This window comes from Flavobacterium sp. SORGH_AS_0622 (assembly GCF_030818825.1).
Taxonomy (GTDB): Bacteria; Bacteroidota; Bacteroidia; order Flavobacteriales; family Flavobacteriaceae; genus Flavobacterium.
This window is the reverse complement of the sequence record NZ_JAUTAX010000001.1, coordinates 2,707,188-2,724,528: the sequence shown is the minus strand read 5'-3', so window position 1 is coordinate 2,724,528 and position 17,341 is coordinate 2,707,188. Positions and strand designations below refer to the sequence as shown.

Annotated in this window: 12 protein-coding genes, 2 tRNA genes and 3 rRNA genes; 9 read left to right on the top strand and 8 right to left on the bottom strand. The window is 39.4% G+C overall.

Annotated elements, in window-relative coordinates:
- Positions 1 to 78 precede the first annotated feature (78 nt).
- Positions 79 to 837 carry an SDR family oxidoreductase gene (locus QE431_RS11900; RefSeq protein WP_134142169.1) on the bottom strand — a complete coding sequence of 253 codons (759 nt, stop codon included), beginning with the start codon at positions 835 to 837 and terminating at the stop codon, positions 79 to 81.
- A 227-nt stretch (positions 838 to 1,064) separates the two neighbouring features.
- Between QE431_RS11900 and QE431_RS11895 the strand changes: the two genes are divergently transcribed.
- Together QE431_RS11895 and QE431_RS11890 are read left to right on the top strand one after the other, a co-directional pair.
- A complete protein-coding gene (locus tag QE431_RS11895) occupies positions 1,065 to 1,502 on the top strand; it encodes a hypothetical protein (RefSeq protein WP_134142171.1) in 438 nt (145 codons plus the stop codon).
- Between the two features lie 194 nt (positions 1,503 to 1,696).
- Positions 1,697 to 3,460, top strand: coding sequence for a mechanosensitive ion channel family protein (locus QE431_RS11890; protein WP_307296062.1), 1,764 nt, complete (start codon positions 1,697 to 1,699; stop codon positions 3,458 to 3,460).
- A gap of 122 nt (positions 3,461 to 3,582) precedes the next feature.
- Here QE431_RS11890 and QE431_RS11885 read toward each other — a convergent pair whose 3' ends face one another.
- A complete protein-coding gene (locus tag QE431_RS11885; protein WP_307296060.1) occupies positions 3,583 to 4,545 on the bottom strand; it encodes a hypothetical protein in 963 nt (320 codons plus the stop codon).
- Positions 4,546 to 4,982: 437 nt separating this feature from the next.
- Here QE431_RS11885 and QE431_RS11880 point away from each other — a divergent pair, with 437 nt between their 5' ends.
- Positions 4,983 to 5,585 carry a murein L,D-transpeptidase catalytic domain-containing protein gene (locus QE431_RS11880; RefSeq protein ID WP_057116012.1) on the top strand — a complete coding sequence of 201 codons (603 nt, stop codon included), beginning with the start codon at positions 4,983 to 4,985 and terminating at the stop codon, positions 5,583 to 5,585.
- A 3-nt stretch (positions 5,586 to 5,588) separates the two neighbouring features.
- On the opposite strand, the gene QE431_RS11875 is transcribed toward QE431_RS11880, so the two are convergent.
- From QE431_RS11875 to QE431_RS11855, 5 genes are all read right to left on the bottom strand, one after another.
- Entirely contained in the window at positions 5,589 to 7,931 is a 2,343-nt protein-coding gene (locus QE431_RS11875; RefSeq protein WP_307296057.1) for an ATP-dependent helicase, read from the bottom strand.
- Between the two features lie 234 nt (positions 7,932 to 8,165).
- Positions 8,166 to 8,411, bottom strand: a complete 246-nt coding sequence (locus tag QE431_RS11870; protein WP_307296055.1) for a hypothetical protein — start codon at positions 8,409 to 8,411, stop codon at positions 8,166 to 8,168.
- A gap of 27 nt (positions 8,412 to 8,438) precedes the next feature.
- Complete coding sequence (locus QE431_RS11865; RefSeq protein ID WP_307296052.1) at positions 8,439 to 8,660, bottom strand: hypothetical protein; 222 nt, start codon at positions 8,658 to 8,660, stop codon at positions 8,439 to 8,441.
- Positions 8,650 to 8,853, bottom strand: a complete 204-nt coding sequence (locus QE431_RS11860) for a hypothetical protein (RefSeq protein ID WP_057116009.1) — start codon at positions 8,851 to 8,853, stop codon at positions 8,650 to 8,652. The genes QE431_RS11865 and QE431_RS11860 overlap by 11 nt, the downstream gene beginning before the upstream one ends.
- A gap of 4 nt (positions 8,854 to 8,857) precedes the next feature.
- Positions 8,858 to 9,037, bottom strand: a complete 180-nt coding sequence (locus tag QE431_RS11855; protein WP_057116008.1) for a DUF3606 domain-containing protein — start codon at positions 9,035 to 9,037, stop codon at positions 8,858 to 8,860.
- A 326-nt stretch (positions 9,038 to 9,363) separates the two neighbouring features.
- On the opposite strand from QE431_RS11855, the gene QE431_RS11850 reads away from it, so the two are divergent.
- From QE431_RS11850 to rrf, 6 genes are all read left to right on the top strand, one after another.
- The gene (locus tag QE431_RS11850) at positions 9,364 to 10,143 is read left to right on the top strand and encodes a hypothetical protein (RefSeq protein WP_307296044.1); all 780 of its coding nucleotides are present in this window, start codon (positions 9,364 to 9,366) and stop codon (positions 10,141 to 10,143) included.
- Between the two features lie 560 nt (positions 10,144 to 10,703).
- A 16S ribosomal RNA gene (locus tag QE431_RS11845) occupies positions 10,704 to 12,217 on the top strand.
- A gap of 125 nt (positions 12,218 to 12,342) precedes the next feature.
- Positions 12,343 to 12,416, top strand: a tRNA-Ile gene (locus QE431_RS11840).
- 155 nt (positions 12,417 to 12,571) lie between these two features.
- Positions 12,572 to 12,645, top strand: a tRNA-Ala gene (locus tag QE431_RS11835).
- Positions 12,646 to 12,772: 127 nt separating this feature from the next.
- A 23S ribosomal RNA gene (locus QE431_RS11830) occupies positions 12,773 to 15,654 on the top strand.
- Positions 15,655 to 15,824: 170 nt separating this feature from the next.
- A 5S ribosomal RNA gene (gene rrf / locus QE431_RS11825) occupies positions 15,825 to 15,934 on the top strand.
- Together the 16S, 23S and 5S rRNA genes with 2 tRNA genes alongside form the textbook arrangement of a ribosomal RNA operon.
- A gap of 166 nt (positions 15,935 to 16,100) precedes the next feature.
- Here rrf and QE431_RS11820 read toward each other — a convergent pair.
- On the bottom strand, positions 16,101 to 17,336 hold the full coding sequence (locus tag QE431_RS11820; RefSeq protein WP_134142912.1) for a response regulator: 1,236 nt from the start codon (positions 17,334 to 17,336) through the stop codon (positions 16,101 to 16,103).
- Positions 17,337 to 17,341 lie beyond the last annotated feature (5 nt).

The window sequence follows — 17,341 nt, the reverse complement described above, 5'->3', positions numbered from 1 at the left end:
AATTTCAGCATTTTGAAATTAGATATCATTACATCTTTGAACAGATGCCGGAGTGGAGTAGGGAACAAACCCTATGTTTTAAATAAACTGTTGATGCGGACGTATCTGCATGCTAACAATATCACATCTTTTAGGCTGGGAGAGACAAAAAAGAATACTCATTGCGATATCCTCGGCTTCCAGCATTTCCAGTTTTTCAATTTTTTTCTCGTGTTCTTCCCTGTTTCCAGGCTGCATGTTGCTGGTTACTGCACCAGGTTCAATAAGTGATACTTTGATTCCCAACGGATTAAGTTCTTTTCTAAGGGAAGTGCTGAAACCTCGTATAGCCGATTTGGTAGCCACATACACGGTGCTGGTTTTCTCGCGGCTTTCAGCGCTCATGGATCCTATGTTAATAATATGTCCTGATTTCTGAGCCGACATTCTTTTGGCTGCTTCCTGAGCAAAAGCAATGTATCCCATTACATTGGCATCCACGATATACTTAAAATCTTCATATGAGCATTCGGTAACTCCAGGGGCAGCAAGGGCAGCATTGTTTATTAAAATATCAATACCTCCAAGGCTTTGATCCGTAATAGCCATTATTTTGTCAATATCCTCTTTTTTAGTTACATCTGCTGGAGTGCCATATAGTACTGCATCAGGGAACTGTTGTTTAATATCAGCAACAGCTTTTTCAAAATCTTCAGGATCTCTTCCAAAGATTAGCACATGCCCTCCGAGTGCGGCTAATAAATCTGCTGTTGCTTTTCCAATACCAGTTGTGCCCCCAGTTATTACAATTCTTTTTCCTTTTATCTTTTGTCCTAAATAATCTGATAATTGTTTCATAATGTTGATTTAAATATTAAAGGTGGGTAAATTATACTATCAAATTTAAAAGAAACATTTTCAGCATCAGTTATAGGTTTTTTAGTTCTAATTGTATTATTATCAGGTGATTGTATGTGGAAATTTTATAATATTACGATATGAAATCTAGAACAGTTCGACTTTGTTTTTTTGTAATTATGTTAAATTTTATTTTTTAAACAATGTTTAATTTAAGTTGAAGGAATATGAAATTATCGCACGAAATAATTAATGGGATTTATATTTTTCTGGCAATTGGTTTATTTTTTATACTGCTGGAAATTATAGATTTATCTCACCTGTTTTATCTGCGTCTGCTAAACATATTTTTTATTATTTATGGTGTTAATAGAACCCTTAATATGAATCGTAGAGAGGGTAACAATAATTTTATGTTTAATGCAGTGTCTTCAATGCAGACTGCTTTTACGGGTGTAGTGCTGAGCATTGCAGCGCTGGTGATCTATAGTTATGCCAAAGGAGGAGATGGATATGTTATATCTTTATCTCAAGCATTTATGTTTGGTGGTGATCCATCGGTACCTGCTTATTGTCTTTCGCTATTATTTGAAGGAAGTGCCTCGTGTATTATTGTTACACTGATACTAATGCTGTATGGTAATAATAAATATAAAGCAGATTAAAATTAGATAATTCTTTTTTTTCATGAAACTAGAAATAATAAATCTGCATATTTTAAAAAATAATTATGGCGCATGAAGATCTACTCTTTTGGTGCATGATTCAGATTTGCAATTCTCTTTTTTTTTAAAGGATTTCATTTTTCTTTTATTATTTCCTAATTTTAGTAGATAAAGTGGTGAAAAAGAAATAATATATGATTTTAGATATTAAGCGTTTACTGCTGTGTATGCTGTTTGCACTACTGCTGCCAAATACAACAATGGCTCAGTTGTTAGGTGCAGCTAAAACTCCTGTTGAAGAGTCTGTAAAAGTACCTGAAGATTCTCTGGGAAGAAGAACGCCGCAGGGAACGGTTAATGGATTTATTAAAGCTATAGGCGAACAGAACTATCTAAGAGCCAGTCAATATTTTGTTTTAAGTAAACGTTCGTATCGTAGAACTGCTGATCGAATTAAAATAGCTAAGACCTTTCAGCAGCTGCTGGATCAGGGAGGTAATCTTTCTCCATCATCCATTGTCAGCAATAAAGAAACTGGAAGAACAGATGATGATCTAGCAGCAGGTGTGGATCTTGTTGGAAATATTGCAGCAGGCAAAACAACCATACCGTTGTACGTAGAAAACCAGTCAGATGACAGTGAGCCTGCCTTATGGCTCTTTTCGGCTGAAACTGTAGAGTCAATTATGTCTGCCGATATCTCGGGCGAAAAGACTTTTTTGGATCGCGTGCTCCCGTCGGTTTTAAAAGAGCGAAAACTTGGTAATGTTCCCATAGGGCACTGGGCAGTAGTAGTGGTGATGACTGTTGTATCTTACCTGCTATCCAGACTGTTACTTTTTGCAGCTGGTTATATTATACAAAAAGTATGGCGGAAAGCAGCGAGTGAAAAAGGAAAAGCTGTTATAGAAGCTTTTTCGCTGCCGGTTATGATGTATCTCACTGTTATTTTATTTGTAGCCTTAACCCAGCGAATGGGAATTTCGATCATTGTACGCCAGCGCTTCAGCATTATTATAATCACTATTGGAATTGTCGCTTTTCTAATTCTGCTCTGGAGGCTGACTGATTTCGTAAGCCTTTATACCCGCAGCAGAATGAATAGGCGAGGACGTATTTCTGCCGTATCTGCCATATTATTTCTAAGCCGTACCACCAAAGCTGCTATTGTTTTCATAGGTATAATTGCGTTGCTGGGAATTATCGGCGTTGACGTTACAGCAGGACTTGCGGCATTAGGAATAGGAGGTATCGCCCTGGCCTTGGGTGCTCAGAAAACTATAGAGAATTTCGTTGGAAGTGTCAGTCTCATTGCCGACCAGCCCCTGCGGGTAGGTGATTACTGCCGAGTAGATGATATTAAAGGCACCGTAGAATCAATTGGAATGCGTTCCACAACACTTCGTACTTCTGCGCGAACCATAGTAACAATTCCCAATGGACAATTATCGGCCAGTAAAATAGAAAATTTTGCCCACCGTGACCGCTTTATCTTTAATCCCATCTTTAATTTTAGGATGGATACAGCTCCAGACCAAATGCGCTATCTTCTGGTAGAGCTCCGCTCATTGTTATATGCACATCCCGCAGTACTCAATTCGCCACCTGTAGTACGATTTACAGGAATAACAGCCGATGCTTTGAAAGTAGAAATTACAGCATATATAGAAGCTGTTAATTTTGATAAATCACAAGAAGTTCAAGAAGATCTGTTACTGCGTATGATGGATATAATCGAAAATAGCGGCACTGCATTAGCTTATCCTTCTCAGACATTATATATGTCAAAGGATACTGCTTTATCCAGTGAAAAAACAGCAGAAGTTTTACAAAAGGTTAAAAAGTGGAAAGATAATAATGAACTTCAGCTGCCTGAATTTGACCCCGCGCGCGTTGAGGAATTAAAAGGAAGCATTAAATATCCAGACGAAGGAAGTTATAAACCTGATGAGTCATAACGTAATGTAGGGAATTGCTTTTAGATTGAAATTTGAATTCCTGCTATTTGTAAGATTTCCATTGATTTTAGGTTGCTACACCATTGGCATTTGCACAATTAAATTATGCTGTAAATTGTAAATTATTTTCCAACTTGTGTTCTGGAGGCAATTAGGCGGAAGAGAGGTTCATATTTTTTAATATGAAGGTCAAGGTTTTTATTGCTTTCTACAGGTCCGATACTACCTTGAATACAGTATAATTTTCGGTCTTGGGTAAACATAAACTGCAGCATGCGTATTTTTATTTTTTCGTGAGGTATGTTTTCTTCTACTTCAACCATTATTGCAGGTCTGCCGTCAATTTTAATTGCTTCTGTACGAATCAGTTCAGTCTGGGGTGGTATAATTTCTGAGACTGATTTTTTATCCAATTTAAAATTTTGGTCTGCAGGCAGATCATATATGAGTAGCAGTATTTTTTCAATCCCTTTCCCGTGAAAGCTCGTAAACTGCTGCACAGTTTGAGTCATTTCTGCTTCTTGGGCCTGCCAGCTTGCAGGGATAGGTATTTCCAGATCGGTTTCTGCAGCCTTGGGATGATCTTTTGTAGTAAAAATTTTTAAATGTCCATCTGTAATTTCTTGGTGTGGTACATCATGATAAGCAAATGAAATAATTCCTTTTGACTGAAGCGTATTTAATGTGCTCGATTTACTACTGATTTTTTCAAGAAAATCACGTGCATGCTGCTCCCTTTCAATAGGTCTTTCTGTCTGCTCGGTAAGCATAGCATTCAGTTGATTTTTTAAAGCATTGAAGCTTTCCTCAGGTAATTCATTGGACAGAAACTGCTCTATATTTTGTTCTGCTCGGGCAAACAAAACTGCTGTGCTCTTTGTTGCTGTTGTAATTTCACTTTTAAGTGCAGGAAATTGTTTGGCAATGTTTTTAAGTGCAGCACTTCGGCCCTTTAAAAAAGCATAAGTTTCCACGGCTAGTGCAATCTTTGGACTATACTCCTGCACCTGCCCAAAGCCAAGCGCGGGAAGTACAAAGTACAAAACCAGTAGATTTTTTTTTATTTTATTTCTTGATATAATCATTGGAGGGGAATTATTTAAGTTCCTTTTTTAATTATAACTAGTGATTAAAAGCTAAGCAGTATTGATTTTATCAAAATTGAGAATAGCACTTATTATTTTTATTATAAGGTTTTTATACAACTTTATATAATTGCCATATGACCTTGCTTAATTTGCAAAGAAAAATAAATCATAAAAGAGATTTATACCCCGACAGCACTTGAATGTTCTTAAATTAAATAGATTTAACTTCAAAAAACATACTGAAATTCTGGATTATCCTAATAATTTTTTATTTTAAGAAAAAAAACAGAAGCTAATTAGCATGATTTCAAATATTTATCATATATTTAACATCAGAAACATGGGAATAGTGTAAAATTTTATCATAATTTTGCAACATCAAAAGTAATTGATAGTACCCCAATCTACTGTTTAACTTAATATAATGCCTGCATATGAGAATATTTTTAATGGCACTGCTTTTTTCTTTAAGTTCGTTCACTACCTACAATAGAGCGGATACTAAGGAAATATTAACGGAAGTAGAATTTGTAAGACTTACTGAGCACGTAAGCGAAATCAAATCCTTTACTGCTTCTAACCGCGGATACAGCAATAAGATTGCTTTTCTAGTGGATATGAAAATCAAATCAGGAAGAAATCGTTTCTTTGTATATGACCTTCAAAATGACAAGATACTAGATCAAGGACTTGTTGCTCACGGATCTGGATCGGAGACTGGAATTAAAGGAGATATCTTGCAGTTCAGCAATACGCCAAACTCTAACTGCACATCGCTTGGACGCTACGGAGTGGAGAAGCCTTATAATGGTGTTTTTGGAAAGGCTTTCAGGCTAAGCGGACTGGATCAGACCAACAGCAATGCAATGAAAAGAGCAATAGTATTGCACCGTTATAAAGAAGTTCCTGATGAAGAGAAAGAATACTATATTATAAACAGTCACGGCTGTCCAATGGTAAGCGATGTATTTTTTAAAAGACTGGAAAAAGTGATCGAAAGTTCAGATTCTAAAATCATGCTTTACGTGTATTACTAAATCCTAGCTCCAGGGTTTCCACCATTTTTTTTCTTCTTCCCCGCTATCCTTATCCTTATTTAAGCTGGAATCCTGTGTTTCTTCAAATACGTTTTTCTTCGGCTCAGGTTCTGTTTTTTCAAAGGGATTTGGAGCAGATTTTAAATGTTGTTGCAGGTCTTGGGGAGTAAAATCAGCAGTTTCATCAGTATCGGCATCTTCGACATATGTTAAGTGTTTAAAGCTGAAATCTATTGGTTTTTCTTTTGCTATTGCAGCAAATTCCACAATATATTGGTTTTTTTCAACATCTACAGTTTTTACTTTCCCCTTATTCCAGACCGGATGCATAACCAGATTACCCTCCTTAAATGTTGTTTGGGTATCACTTTGTAAAACATTGGATTTTGTTTCATTGTTTTGAATAATCTCTGGCGAAAGTTTTCCTTTTCGTACATAAAACTCCTCACTGATTTCAAAGAGAAACCTTGAAGGATATTTGTTGAGGCCCGTAGTGAAATTAAAACCCTCCGAATCAGTCATATAAAATCTTTTCTCAGCGCGTGTAACTGCCACATACATGAGTCTTCGTTCTTCCTCGATGGCACGTTTTCTTCTTTCTTTAATAGATAGAGCGCTCGGCAGTATTCCTTCAGTAAAGCCGCATAAAAAGACATAAGGAAATTCAAGACCTTTAGAAATATGAATGGTCATAAGTCTTACCTTATCCTGCTGCTGGGTATCGGCATCCAAATCTGTATACAAGGCAATTTCCTGCAGATACTCGACAATGTTCACAGGAGCATTATTTTCCTTTTCTAGGAGCAGCATTGAATTTACAAGTTCTTTAATATTTTCAAGCCTGTCCTCATCACCATCTTTTCGGTAAAGATCAGAGAGTCCGCTCTTATCCAGTATGATTTTTACCAGGTCAGATATAGATTTGGTTTTAGCAGTTTCACGAAGTTCATTAATTAGTGCCAGAAAATCTACGGCACCTTTTTTAGCGAGTTCTTTATCGGCTATGTTTTTTTCCAATGCCTGGAGCAGAGAGAGATTTTGCTCTCCGGCTAAAAGACTAAGCCTTTCTAGAAATTTCTTGCCAAGACCCCTTGTGGGCTGATTGTGCATGCGTAGAAAAGAAAAATTATCCCCCTGAACAATAAGGCGTAACATCGAAAGGACGTCTTTTATCTCTTTTCTCTCAAAGAAACGGATTCCTCCAAAAATGGTATAAGGAATATTGTCTTTTATAAGCGCTTGCTCTATATTTCTGGAAAGATGGTTGGAACGGTATAATATAGTTATATCAGAGTATGAAGCATCTTCGGACTGCAATATTTCTTTTATTTCAGAAGCTATCCAGCGGCTCTCCTCAAAATCATTTTTTCCGTGGAAATGCACTACTTCAAAGCCTTCGGGCTTATCGGTGATCATATCCTTATCAACCCTAATAGTATTATTTTTGATGATATGATTACCAACCTTCAAGATATTAGGAGTGGAGCGGTAATTGCGATTCATAATGATGGTCTGCGTATCAGGAAAGATAGTGTCAAATTCCACTAGATATTCAGGTTTGGCTCCACGCCATTCATAAATAGTCTGATCTGGATCCCCAACAAGAAAAAGGTTCTGATGTACGCGTGAGAGCATTTCAACTAAATGAAACTGGCTTTCAGAACTGTCCTGTGCCTCATCAACCTGAATATAGTGCAGGTTTTCCTGCCACTTTAAAAGTACATCAGGATTGTTGTCTAAAATGAACGCCGTGAAATGTATAAGATCATCAAAATCCAATGCATAATTTCGTTTTTGCTTGTCAAGGTATATCTGGAAAACACGGCTTGATAACGAATCACTCTCATCAGGCTCAAAGCTTTTGTTTTCAAGTATATAACCAAGGTAATTTGAAGTGCTTTTCTGCTTAGATATAAAGCGTAAAACTTGTTTAAAAGTCAAGTGTTTCGAATTGATCTGAAGCTCTGTGAAAACATCCCTGAGTATGCTTTTCTGATCTTCGGCATCCAAAATGATAAAATTCTTCGGATAATGTATTTTGTTGATTTCCTCGCGCAGGAATCTTACGCAAAAACCGTGATAGGTAGTAATAAAACTCACATCATAGTTATCTCCTATGAGAGCCTTGACACGTTTTTTCATTTCCTGAGCGGCTTTATTGGTAAAAGTCACGCAGAGTATGTTGGAAGAATTAATCCCTAGCCTGTCTACAATATAGGCAAATCGGGAAGTCAGCGCCTTTGTTTTTCCTGATCCTGCTCCAGCGATAACGCGTACGTAGCCTTCCGTGGTTTTAACGGCCTGCAGTTGGTTAGGATTAAGATTATCTAGAATCGGGTCATTCATTTTAAAACGGTAATTTTTTTGATCTATTTATTTTATTTTAAGCAGACTGATCAAAAAGTCTGTCATACAAATTTATGCAATTAATTTGATGTGAATCATCACGGTAAATAATTGCTTTTACGGCATATAAAAAATCCTGAAGAGAATCAGTAGTTTAAAGTACAAAACTCTTTTCAGGATCTTATGTTCACATCTTTTTGTTGTGCTATATAAGACAACTTTTTAGAAGGAGGGTTAATTATCTTCGTCATCTTCAACTGCCTTCTCTTCATCTAAGGTTCTTCTGTTAGCATCAGGATCTCGTTCATCTGGACGGGGGTTAGGATGTTTTGAAGCATCACTATGTATTACCGTGGTATCATTTTCATGCTGGTTGATGGCGGGATCTTTTTTCTCAATAAGTTCTGAATTTATGGAATCATCTGATGCGTGATAGGTACGTTCATCCTGATCGTAATTATCGAAGTTTTCTCTTGACATAATTATATAATTTAGTTCTTTACTATTTTAAAATTTAAATAATTTTGAAGGATCGGTAGCTTCTTTAATACTCTTGCCTTCTGGATTATTTTTATTCTCTTTTTCCTTATCGTGCCATGGTCCGTCTTTAAGATGCACCGTTTCTGCTGCACTTTCTCCTGAAGATCCTTGATTCGTAATGCTTGGAGCATTTAGTATATCTTGATCTTCGGATTCATTATGAATTTCTTTATACTTGTTACTTTCCATGATTTTCTGGTTTTTCAGTTTTCTCTTTGTGATTTTTTAAGAGCTCCCTGGCCTGTTTGAGTCCTGTAGCAATTGCAATTCCTTCTTCCGCACCATCTAGAAGCAGGGCATTGGCTATTTCTACTGCTTTTTCCCTAAGCTCGGTCGGCTGATTCTTGTAAGATGGGGGATAATCCCCGTTATACCAAGGCATAATATCAGATGTTTTGTGTCAGATGTTTAGTAAAATCATCTACACTGGTTCCAGCGGCTCTGACAGCATTTTTCAAAACTTCTTCAGGCACATTTAATTTTTCGGACCAATATTGAATTTCTTGCGGTTCTGAAATATCGATATGAGCATCATCCACTTTTCCTATGTTTGCATTATCTTCCATAATTTTAATTTTTTTAGTTTATGCCAAAGTTACTATCAGGAAAAAAAATCCTGTTATATTATAAAATCCTATTTTTATAGGATTGCAATGATTTACAATGTGTTAAGGGTATTCTCGAAGCAGCAGATTTTCCACATAGCACTCATCTGAGAAGCTAGAACAACTTAAGTGGATTAATCCTGGCATATTACCATAATTGATTAAATTCGGCGGGAGATTAATAAAGAATAATTATATCAGTATTTTGACGTATAAATAATTGAAAGGATTGTAATACTTTTAAGGGTTGGAATTTAAAATATTTTATAAACTTAACATTTTCAATTATGGAAGAAACTGATAAATTGCTCACTTTAGAAAATAAATCTGATAATTCCAAAGAACAAAATAATGAATTGGTATTCTCGTACCTCACATTAAGAAATCTTATAGGCTTCAGCGGATTACTGCTTCCTGTAATTTTATCAGTATTTCCCAGAAGGCCATCTGATTTTTATGGTTTTGAACCCTCTATCAGCGACTATTTCTATACTGACCGTGGTGATATACTAGTAGTAGTTTTGTGTGTTTTAGGAACATTGCTTATTACTTATAAAGGTTATAACTGGAAAGAGCAGCTTTTAACATTTATTGCAGGAATCTGCGGAATGGGTGTTGCATTTGTGCCAACTGCAAAAGTCTGTTTGGATTGTCAGGACAGTGTTCATACCGGCAGCGGAGGAGTATTTGATTTTATTACTGGAAAATGGTGGCATTTTGCCTTTGCTGCAACTTTTCTATTCTGCCTTGCTATAATGTCCTTAGTGTTTTTTGTAAAGAAAAATGAAGATATCCCTATTAAATCATCTAATGGCTCCCTGACTCAAAAAGGAAAGCGTAATATTATCTATAAAATATGCGGCTGGGTGATTATTGGTTCTCTGCTGATTATGGGAATATATTTTATAGCGGGATGGAAATTTAAAAAGATTCCTTTTGTTTTTATTTTTGAATCCATTGCTGTAATAGCCTTCGGGATTTCATGGATTACAAAAGGACAGACATTATTGCCAGATGGTGAACATTATATTAGCAAACGAATACATAAAATGAAAGGACTACTTTAAAGATGTCTTTTTAATAAATGAGTTACTGTAATAATTTTGCAGGATTTTAAATTATAATTTATTTGAGTTAAAGATTCTTGAGGGCAGATAAATCCTGTAATTGAATTTTTGCTACAATAACTTATAATATATACTTTTATAAGGTTTTGACTTTTGTGAATATTGTATTTTTACATTTCATAAGTATGTAAATACATTTGTGAGCTGAATAATATAAGTGTTTTTATATTTTCTTTTGCTTAAAAATAGATATTGTAAGAAAAATTACCTGAATAATTTTAAAAATTTAAATACTTAAGTCTAATGTTATCAGAAACTTAGAGAAAAAACATGAAAAATATTTAAAAAAAGTCATTAAAAAGTATTGTAAATACTGATAAACTCCCTACTTTTGCACCCGCTTTGAAACACAGGCGGAATGATAAAGAAGACACGTTCGTAGACATATTGAATTGACAGCCGTTTTAACAGAGATGTTAAAACAAAAGAATAAGAGTAATAGAATCGTAAGATTCGAAAAGAACCGATAGATAAATCATCGCAGTATAATATTACAATATACGATGAAGAGTTTGATCCTGGCTCAGGATGAACGCTAGCGGCAGGCTTAACACATGCAAGTCGAGGGGTATAAGTCTTCGGATTTAGAGACCGGCGCACGGGTGCGTAACGCGTATGCAATCTGCCTTTCACAGAGGGATAGCCCAGAGAAATTTGGATTAATACCTCATAGTATTACGACCCGGCATCGGGATGTAATTAAAGTCACAACGGTGAAAGATGAGCATGCGTCCCATTAGCTAGTTGGTAAGGTAACGGCTTACCAAGGCAACGATGGGTAGGGGTCCTGAGAGGGAGATCCCCCACACTGGTACTGAGACACGGACCAGACTCCTACGGGAGGCAGCAGTGAGGAATATTGGACAATGGGCGCAAGCCTGATCCAGCCATGCCGCGTGCAGGATGACGGTCCTATGGATTGTAAACTGCTTTTGTACGAGAAGAAACACTGATTCGTGAATCAGCCTGACGGTATCGTAAGAATAAGGATCGGCTAACTCCGTGCCAGCAGCCGCGGTAATACGGAGGATCCAAGCGTTATCCGGAATCATTGGGTTTAAAGGGTCCGTAGGCGGTCTTGTAAGTCAGTGGTGAAAGCCCATCGCTCAACGGTGGAACGGCCATTGATACTGCTGGACTTGAATTATTAGGAAGTAACTAGAATATGTAGTGTAGCGGTGAAATGCTTAGAGATTACATGGAATACCAATTGCGAAGGCAGGTTACTACTAATGGATTGACGCTGATGGACGAAAGCGTGGGTAGCGAACAGGATTAGATACCCTGGTAGTCCACGCCGTAAACGATGGATACTAGCTGTTGGAAGCAATTTCAGTGGCTAAGCGAAAGTGATAAGTATCCCACCTGGGGAGTACGTTCGCAAGAATGAAACTCAAAGGAATTGACGGGGGCCCGCACAAGCGGTGGAGCATGTGGTTTAATTCGATGATACGCGAGGAACCTTACCAAGGCTTAAATGTAGATTGACCGTTTTGGAAACAGAACTTTCGCAAGACAATTTACAAGGTGCTGCATGGTTGTCGTCAGCTCGTGCCGTGAGGTGTCAGGTTAAGTCCTATAACGAGCGCAACCCCTGTTGTTAGTTGCCAGCGAGTCATGTCGGGAACTCTAACAAGACTGCCAGTGCAAACTGTGAGGAAGGTGGGGATGACGTCAAATCATCACGGCCCTTACGCCTTGGGCTACACACGTGCTACAATGGCCGGTACAGAGAGCAGCCACTGGGCGACCAGGAGCGAATCTATAAAGCCGGTCACAGTTCGGATCGGAGTCTGCAACTCGACTCCGTGAAGCTGGAATCGCTAGTAATCGGATATCAGCCATGATCCGGTGAATACGTTCCCGGGCCTTGTACACACCGCCCGTCAAGCCATGGAAGCTGGGGGTGCCTGAAGTCGGTGACCGCAAGGAGCTGCCTAGGGTAAAACTGGTAACTAGGGCTAAGTCGTAACAAGGTAGCCGTACCGGAAGGTGCGGCTGGAACACCTCCTTTCTAGAGCCTCAATTGTTAGCTGAAAGGCACGATGAGGAAAAAAGATGGTTATCTGCAGGTATCTGAATTGGAGATTGTATTACTCTTGCTGTTAATTTAAAAGAAATGAAAATTAAGTAAAACAGAGTCTCGTAGCTCAGCTGGTTAGAGTACTACACTGATAATGTAGGGGTCGGCAGTTCGAGTCTGCCCGGGACTACTTTTTTAAGATTGTTAATTGTAAATTATGAATTATAAATTACAAAAGACGGAATAAAAAAAGACTGTAAGCTTGATTAAAAGGAAATTTTAGGGGTTGAGGCCTTATGAGAACTAATTCATAACTCATAACTAATAACTCATCACTAAGAAAATGGGGGATTAGCTCAGCTGGCTAGAGCGCCTGCCTTGCACGCAGGAGGTCAACGGTTCGACTCCGTTATTCTCCACAGGTCCGAAAGGACAAAAGTTCATTGACATATTGAGATAAGAAAATAATAAGAAAGTAGAAAGCGTTTTTTGTTATTAGTAACAAAAAACAAAAAAAAACGGTCATAATTGATTTTAAGACTGGTACAATAAGCAAAATAAGGGCGTATGGGGGATGCCTAGGCTCTCAGAGGCGATGAAAGGCGTGATAAGCTGCGAAAAGCTGCGGGGACGGGCACACACCGACTGATCCGCAGATACCTGAATGGGGCAACCCGCTATGCTGAAGGCATAGCACACCGATAGGTGGGCAAACCCGCTGAACTGAAACATCTAAGTAGGCGGAGGAGAAGAAAACAAAAGTGATTCCGTAAGTAGTGGCGAGCGAACGCGGATTAGCCCAAACCGGTGCTGTTACGGCAGTGCCGGGGTTGTAGGACCGCGGTATTTTATGTACAAGGAACCGGAAGCTTCTGGAAAGGGGCACCATAGAGGGTGACAGTCCCGTACGGGCAACGAGTATAATAGATAGCGGTATCCTGAGTAGGGCGGGGCACGTGAAACCCTGTCTGAATTTGGCGGGACCATCCGCTAAGGCTAAATACTCCTGAGAGACCGATAGTGAACCAGTACCGTGAGGGAAAGGTGAAAAGAACCGTGAATAACGGAGTGAAATAGATCCTGAAACCATACGCTTACAAGCGGTCGGAGCCCTTTCGTGGGGTGACGGCGTGCCTTTTGCATAATGAGCCTACGAGTTAACGTTGCTGGCAAGGATAAGTGTTTAAGACATGGATCCGCAGCGAAAGCGAGTCTGAATAGGGCGCTTTAGTCAGTAGTGTTAGACGCGAAACCGTGTGATCTACCCATGGGCAGGTTGAAGCTGTGGTAACACACAGTGGAGGACCGAACCGGTTGACGTTGAAAAGTCTTCGGATGACCTGTGGGTAGGGGTGAAAGGCCAATCAAACTCGGAAATAGCTCGTACTCCCCGAAATGCATTTAGGTGCAGCGTTATTTTAGTTATACAGAGGTAGAGCTACTGATTGGATGCGGGGGCTTCACCGCCTACCAATTCCTGACAAACTCCGAATGCTGTATAATGATTGATAACAGTGAGGGCTTGGGTGCTAAGGTCCAAGTCCGAGAGGGAAAGAACCCAGACCATCAGCTAAGGTCCCCAAATATATGCTAAGTTGAAAGAACGAGGTTTGTCTGCCCAGACAGCTAGGATGTTGGCTTGGAAGCAGCCATTCATTTAAAGAGTGCGTAACAGCTCACTAGTCGAGCGGACGAGCATGGATAATAATCGGGCATAAGCATATTACCGAAGCTATGGATTTACAGTTTACTGTAAGTGGTAGGGGAGCATTCTGACAGGGCAGAAGGTGTATCGTAAGGTATGCTGGACCGGTCAGAAAAGAAAATGTAGGCATAAGTAACGATAATGCGGGCGAGAAACCCGCACACCGAAAAACTAAGGTTTCCACAGCTATGCTAATCAGCTGTGGGTTAGTCTGGTCCTAAGGCGAACCCGAAAGGGACAGTCGATGGCCAACGGGTTAATATTCCCGTACTGCTTATTACTGTGATGGGGTGACGGAGTGATGAAAGCGCCGCGGACTGACGGAATAGTTCGTTAAAGTACCTAGCTATATTCTCTGCAGGCAAATCCGCAGAGAATGGTGAAATACGATAGTACTCGGAGTCTTCGGACAAAGAGATAGTGCGCCTAAGGGCTTCCAAGAAAAACCTCTAAACTTCAGGTAATAAGCACCAGTACCGTAAACCGACACAGGTAGTTGAGGAGAGAATCCTAAGGTGCTCGAGAGATTCATGGCTAAGGAATTAGGCAAAATAGACCTGTAACTTCGGGAGAAAGGTCGCCCCGAGCAATCGGGGCCGCAGTGAAGAGGTCCAGGCGACTGTTTATCAAAAACACAGGGCTCTGCAAAATCGTAAGATGAAGTATAGGGCCTGACACCTGCCCGGTGCTGGAAGGTTAAGAGGAGATGTTATCTTCGGAGAAGCATTGAATTGAAGCCCCAGTAAACGGCGGCCGTAACTATAACGGTCCTAAGGTAGCGAAATTCCTTGTCGGGTAAGTTCCGACCTGCACGAATGGTGTAACGATCTGGACACTGTCTCAGCCATGAGCTCGGTGAAATTGTAGTAACGGTGAAGATGCCGTTTACCCGCAGTGGGACGAAAAGACCCTGTGCACCTTTACTATAGCTTAGTATTGACCTTGGATAAATGATGTGTAGGATAGGTTGGAGACTTTGAAGGGGCGTCGCCAGGCGCTTTGGAGTCATTGTTGAAATACAACCCTTTGTTTATCTGAGGCCTAACCCCGCAAAAGCGGGGGACATTGCTTGGTGGGTAGTTTGACTGGGGTGGTCGCCTCCAAAAGAGTAACGGAGGCTTCTAAAGGTTCCCTCAGTACGCTTGGTAACCGTGCGTAGAGTGCAATGGCATAAGGGAGCTTGACTGAGAGACATACAGGTCGATCAGGTACGAAAGTAGAGCATAGTGATCCGGTGGTTCCGCATGGAAGGGCCATCGCTCAAAGGATAAAAGGTACGCCGGGGATAACAGGCTGATCTCCCCCAAGAGCTCATATCGACGGGGGGGTTTGGCACCTCGATGTCGGCTCGTCACATCCTGGGGCTGGAGAAGGTCCCAAGGGTTGGGCTGTTCGCCCATTAAAGTGGCACGCGAGCTGGGTTCAGAACGTCGTGAGACAGTTCGGTCTCTATCTACTGCGGGCGTTAGAAATTTGAGTGGATCTGATTCTAGTACGAGAGGACCGAATTGGACAAACCTCTAGTGTATCTGTTGTCCCGCCAGGGGCACCGCAGAGTAGCTACGTTTGGAAGGGATAAGCGCTGAAAGCATATAAGCGCGAAACCCACCACAAGATGAGATTTCTTTTAAGGATCGTGGAAGATGACCACGTTGATAGGCTATAGATGTAAAGGCAGTAATGTCATAGTCGAGTAGTACTAATAATCCGTAAGCTTATGTACACCCTTTTCTCCCGGCTGCGGCCGGGAGAAGAAACTTTCTAAACAAATTTACTTTTCTTTATCTCAGTATGTTAAAATATTTGCCCGTCGCGGGCAGTTATGAGTCCTGGGTTATAAGTTTTGAGTTGAAAAACAATAAACTAAAAACCAAAATCCATAACTAAAAACCTTAAGGTGGTTATTGCGGCGGGGCTCACCTCTTCCCATCCCGAACAGAGTAGTTAAGCCCGCCTGCGCAGATGGTACTGCAGTATTGTGGGAGAGTATGTCGCCGCCTTTTTTTCAAAAACCCTGTTTCTAATCGAAACAGGGTTTTTTCGTTTTTATTGGTTTTATTTTAAACAGCCAATAAAGATTTCTTGATATTCTCATTATTGCAATATTGGCTGTATCTACACTATTTTAATCCTTTGTATAATGAAAAGTAAATGCTCTGAAAGATAGAATTATTGAGGAATATAAATGTGAAAAGTGGCTCCTTCCATATGTTTTCCTGTCGCTGTAATTATTCCGTTATGATTGTCTACTATCTTTTTCACAATAGCCAGTCCTATTCCGGTTCCATCGTAATCATCTCTGCTGTGCAGTCTTTGAAAAACACCAAATATTTTCTCGCTGTGCTGGGAATCAAAACCAATCCCATTATCTTTAAAAGCAATGTGGCAGTAGTTTTGCTCGGGCTGTAACTTTTCATTTTCTAATTCCTGTCCAGAAAGCATACGGCTTTTAATTTCAATGGTAAGAGGAATATCTTTCTGTGAAAATTTTAAAGCATTATTGGTTAGGTTTTCCAGCAGTTGTACAAATAAAAATGGGATAATATAAATCTTACCATGTAGTTCAGTTGTAATGACAGCTTTTTTATCCTTGATGTTTTCAGAGAGAGCTTCTTTCACATTTTCGATAATGACGCTTAGATCTGTATGTTCATAAATGTGCTCCGTAGTGCTTGCTTGTGAGAATACTAGTAAATCGTTAATTAGATTTCGCATGCGGTTGGCTGCATATAAAATCCTGTCAAATTTTGATTTTCCATCTTCGCTCAAATTCGAATATTCTTTTGTAAGAATCATGTTGGAAAAAGTCTGGATTTTTCGCAGCGGTTCCTGAAGATCATGGCTGGAAATCTGAGTAAATGCATCCAGTTCCGCATTCTTCTGTTTTAATTCTGTCGCATATTTTTCAATAGCTGCATATTGTTGAGCTAATTTTTCGTTAGCTTTTACAATTTTATGATTTAAGGCAGCTGTTTCTTCTTCCTTAAGCTGCAGTTCCTTATTCTTTTTATACAATTCGGTAAAAACTAAAACTTTGGCTTTAAGAATTTCTGAAGAAAGCGGTTTAATCATATAATCTACAGCTCCAGATTGGTATCCTTTGAAAATATAGTCGGAAGTATCCATATTAGCTGTTAGAAAGATAATAGGAACATGCTTAAGTTTATCACTTTGGCGTATGAGCTCGGCTGTTTCAAAACCGTCCATAAGCGGCATCTGCACATCCATGAGGATAATGGCAAAATCTTGGTTTTTTAGGAGTATTCTTAAAGCATCTTTACCTGAAGAAGCTTCTACAAATTCATATCCCTGACCAGCCAGAATGACTTGAAGAGAAAGTAGGTTTTCTTTCTTATCATCGACTATTAATATTTTTACGGGATGTTTTTCCATGAGGCTTTCCATATTAA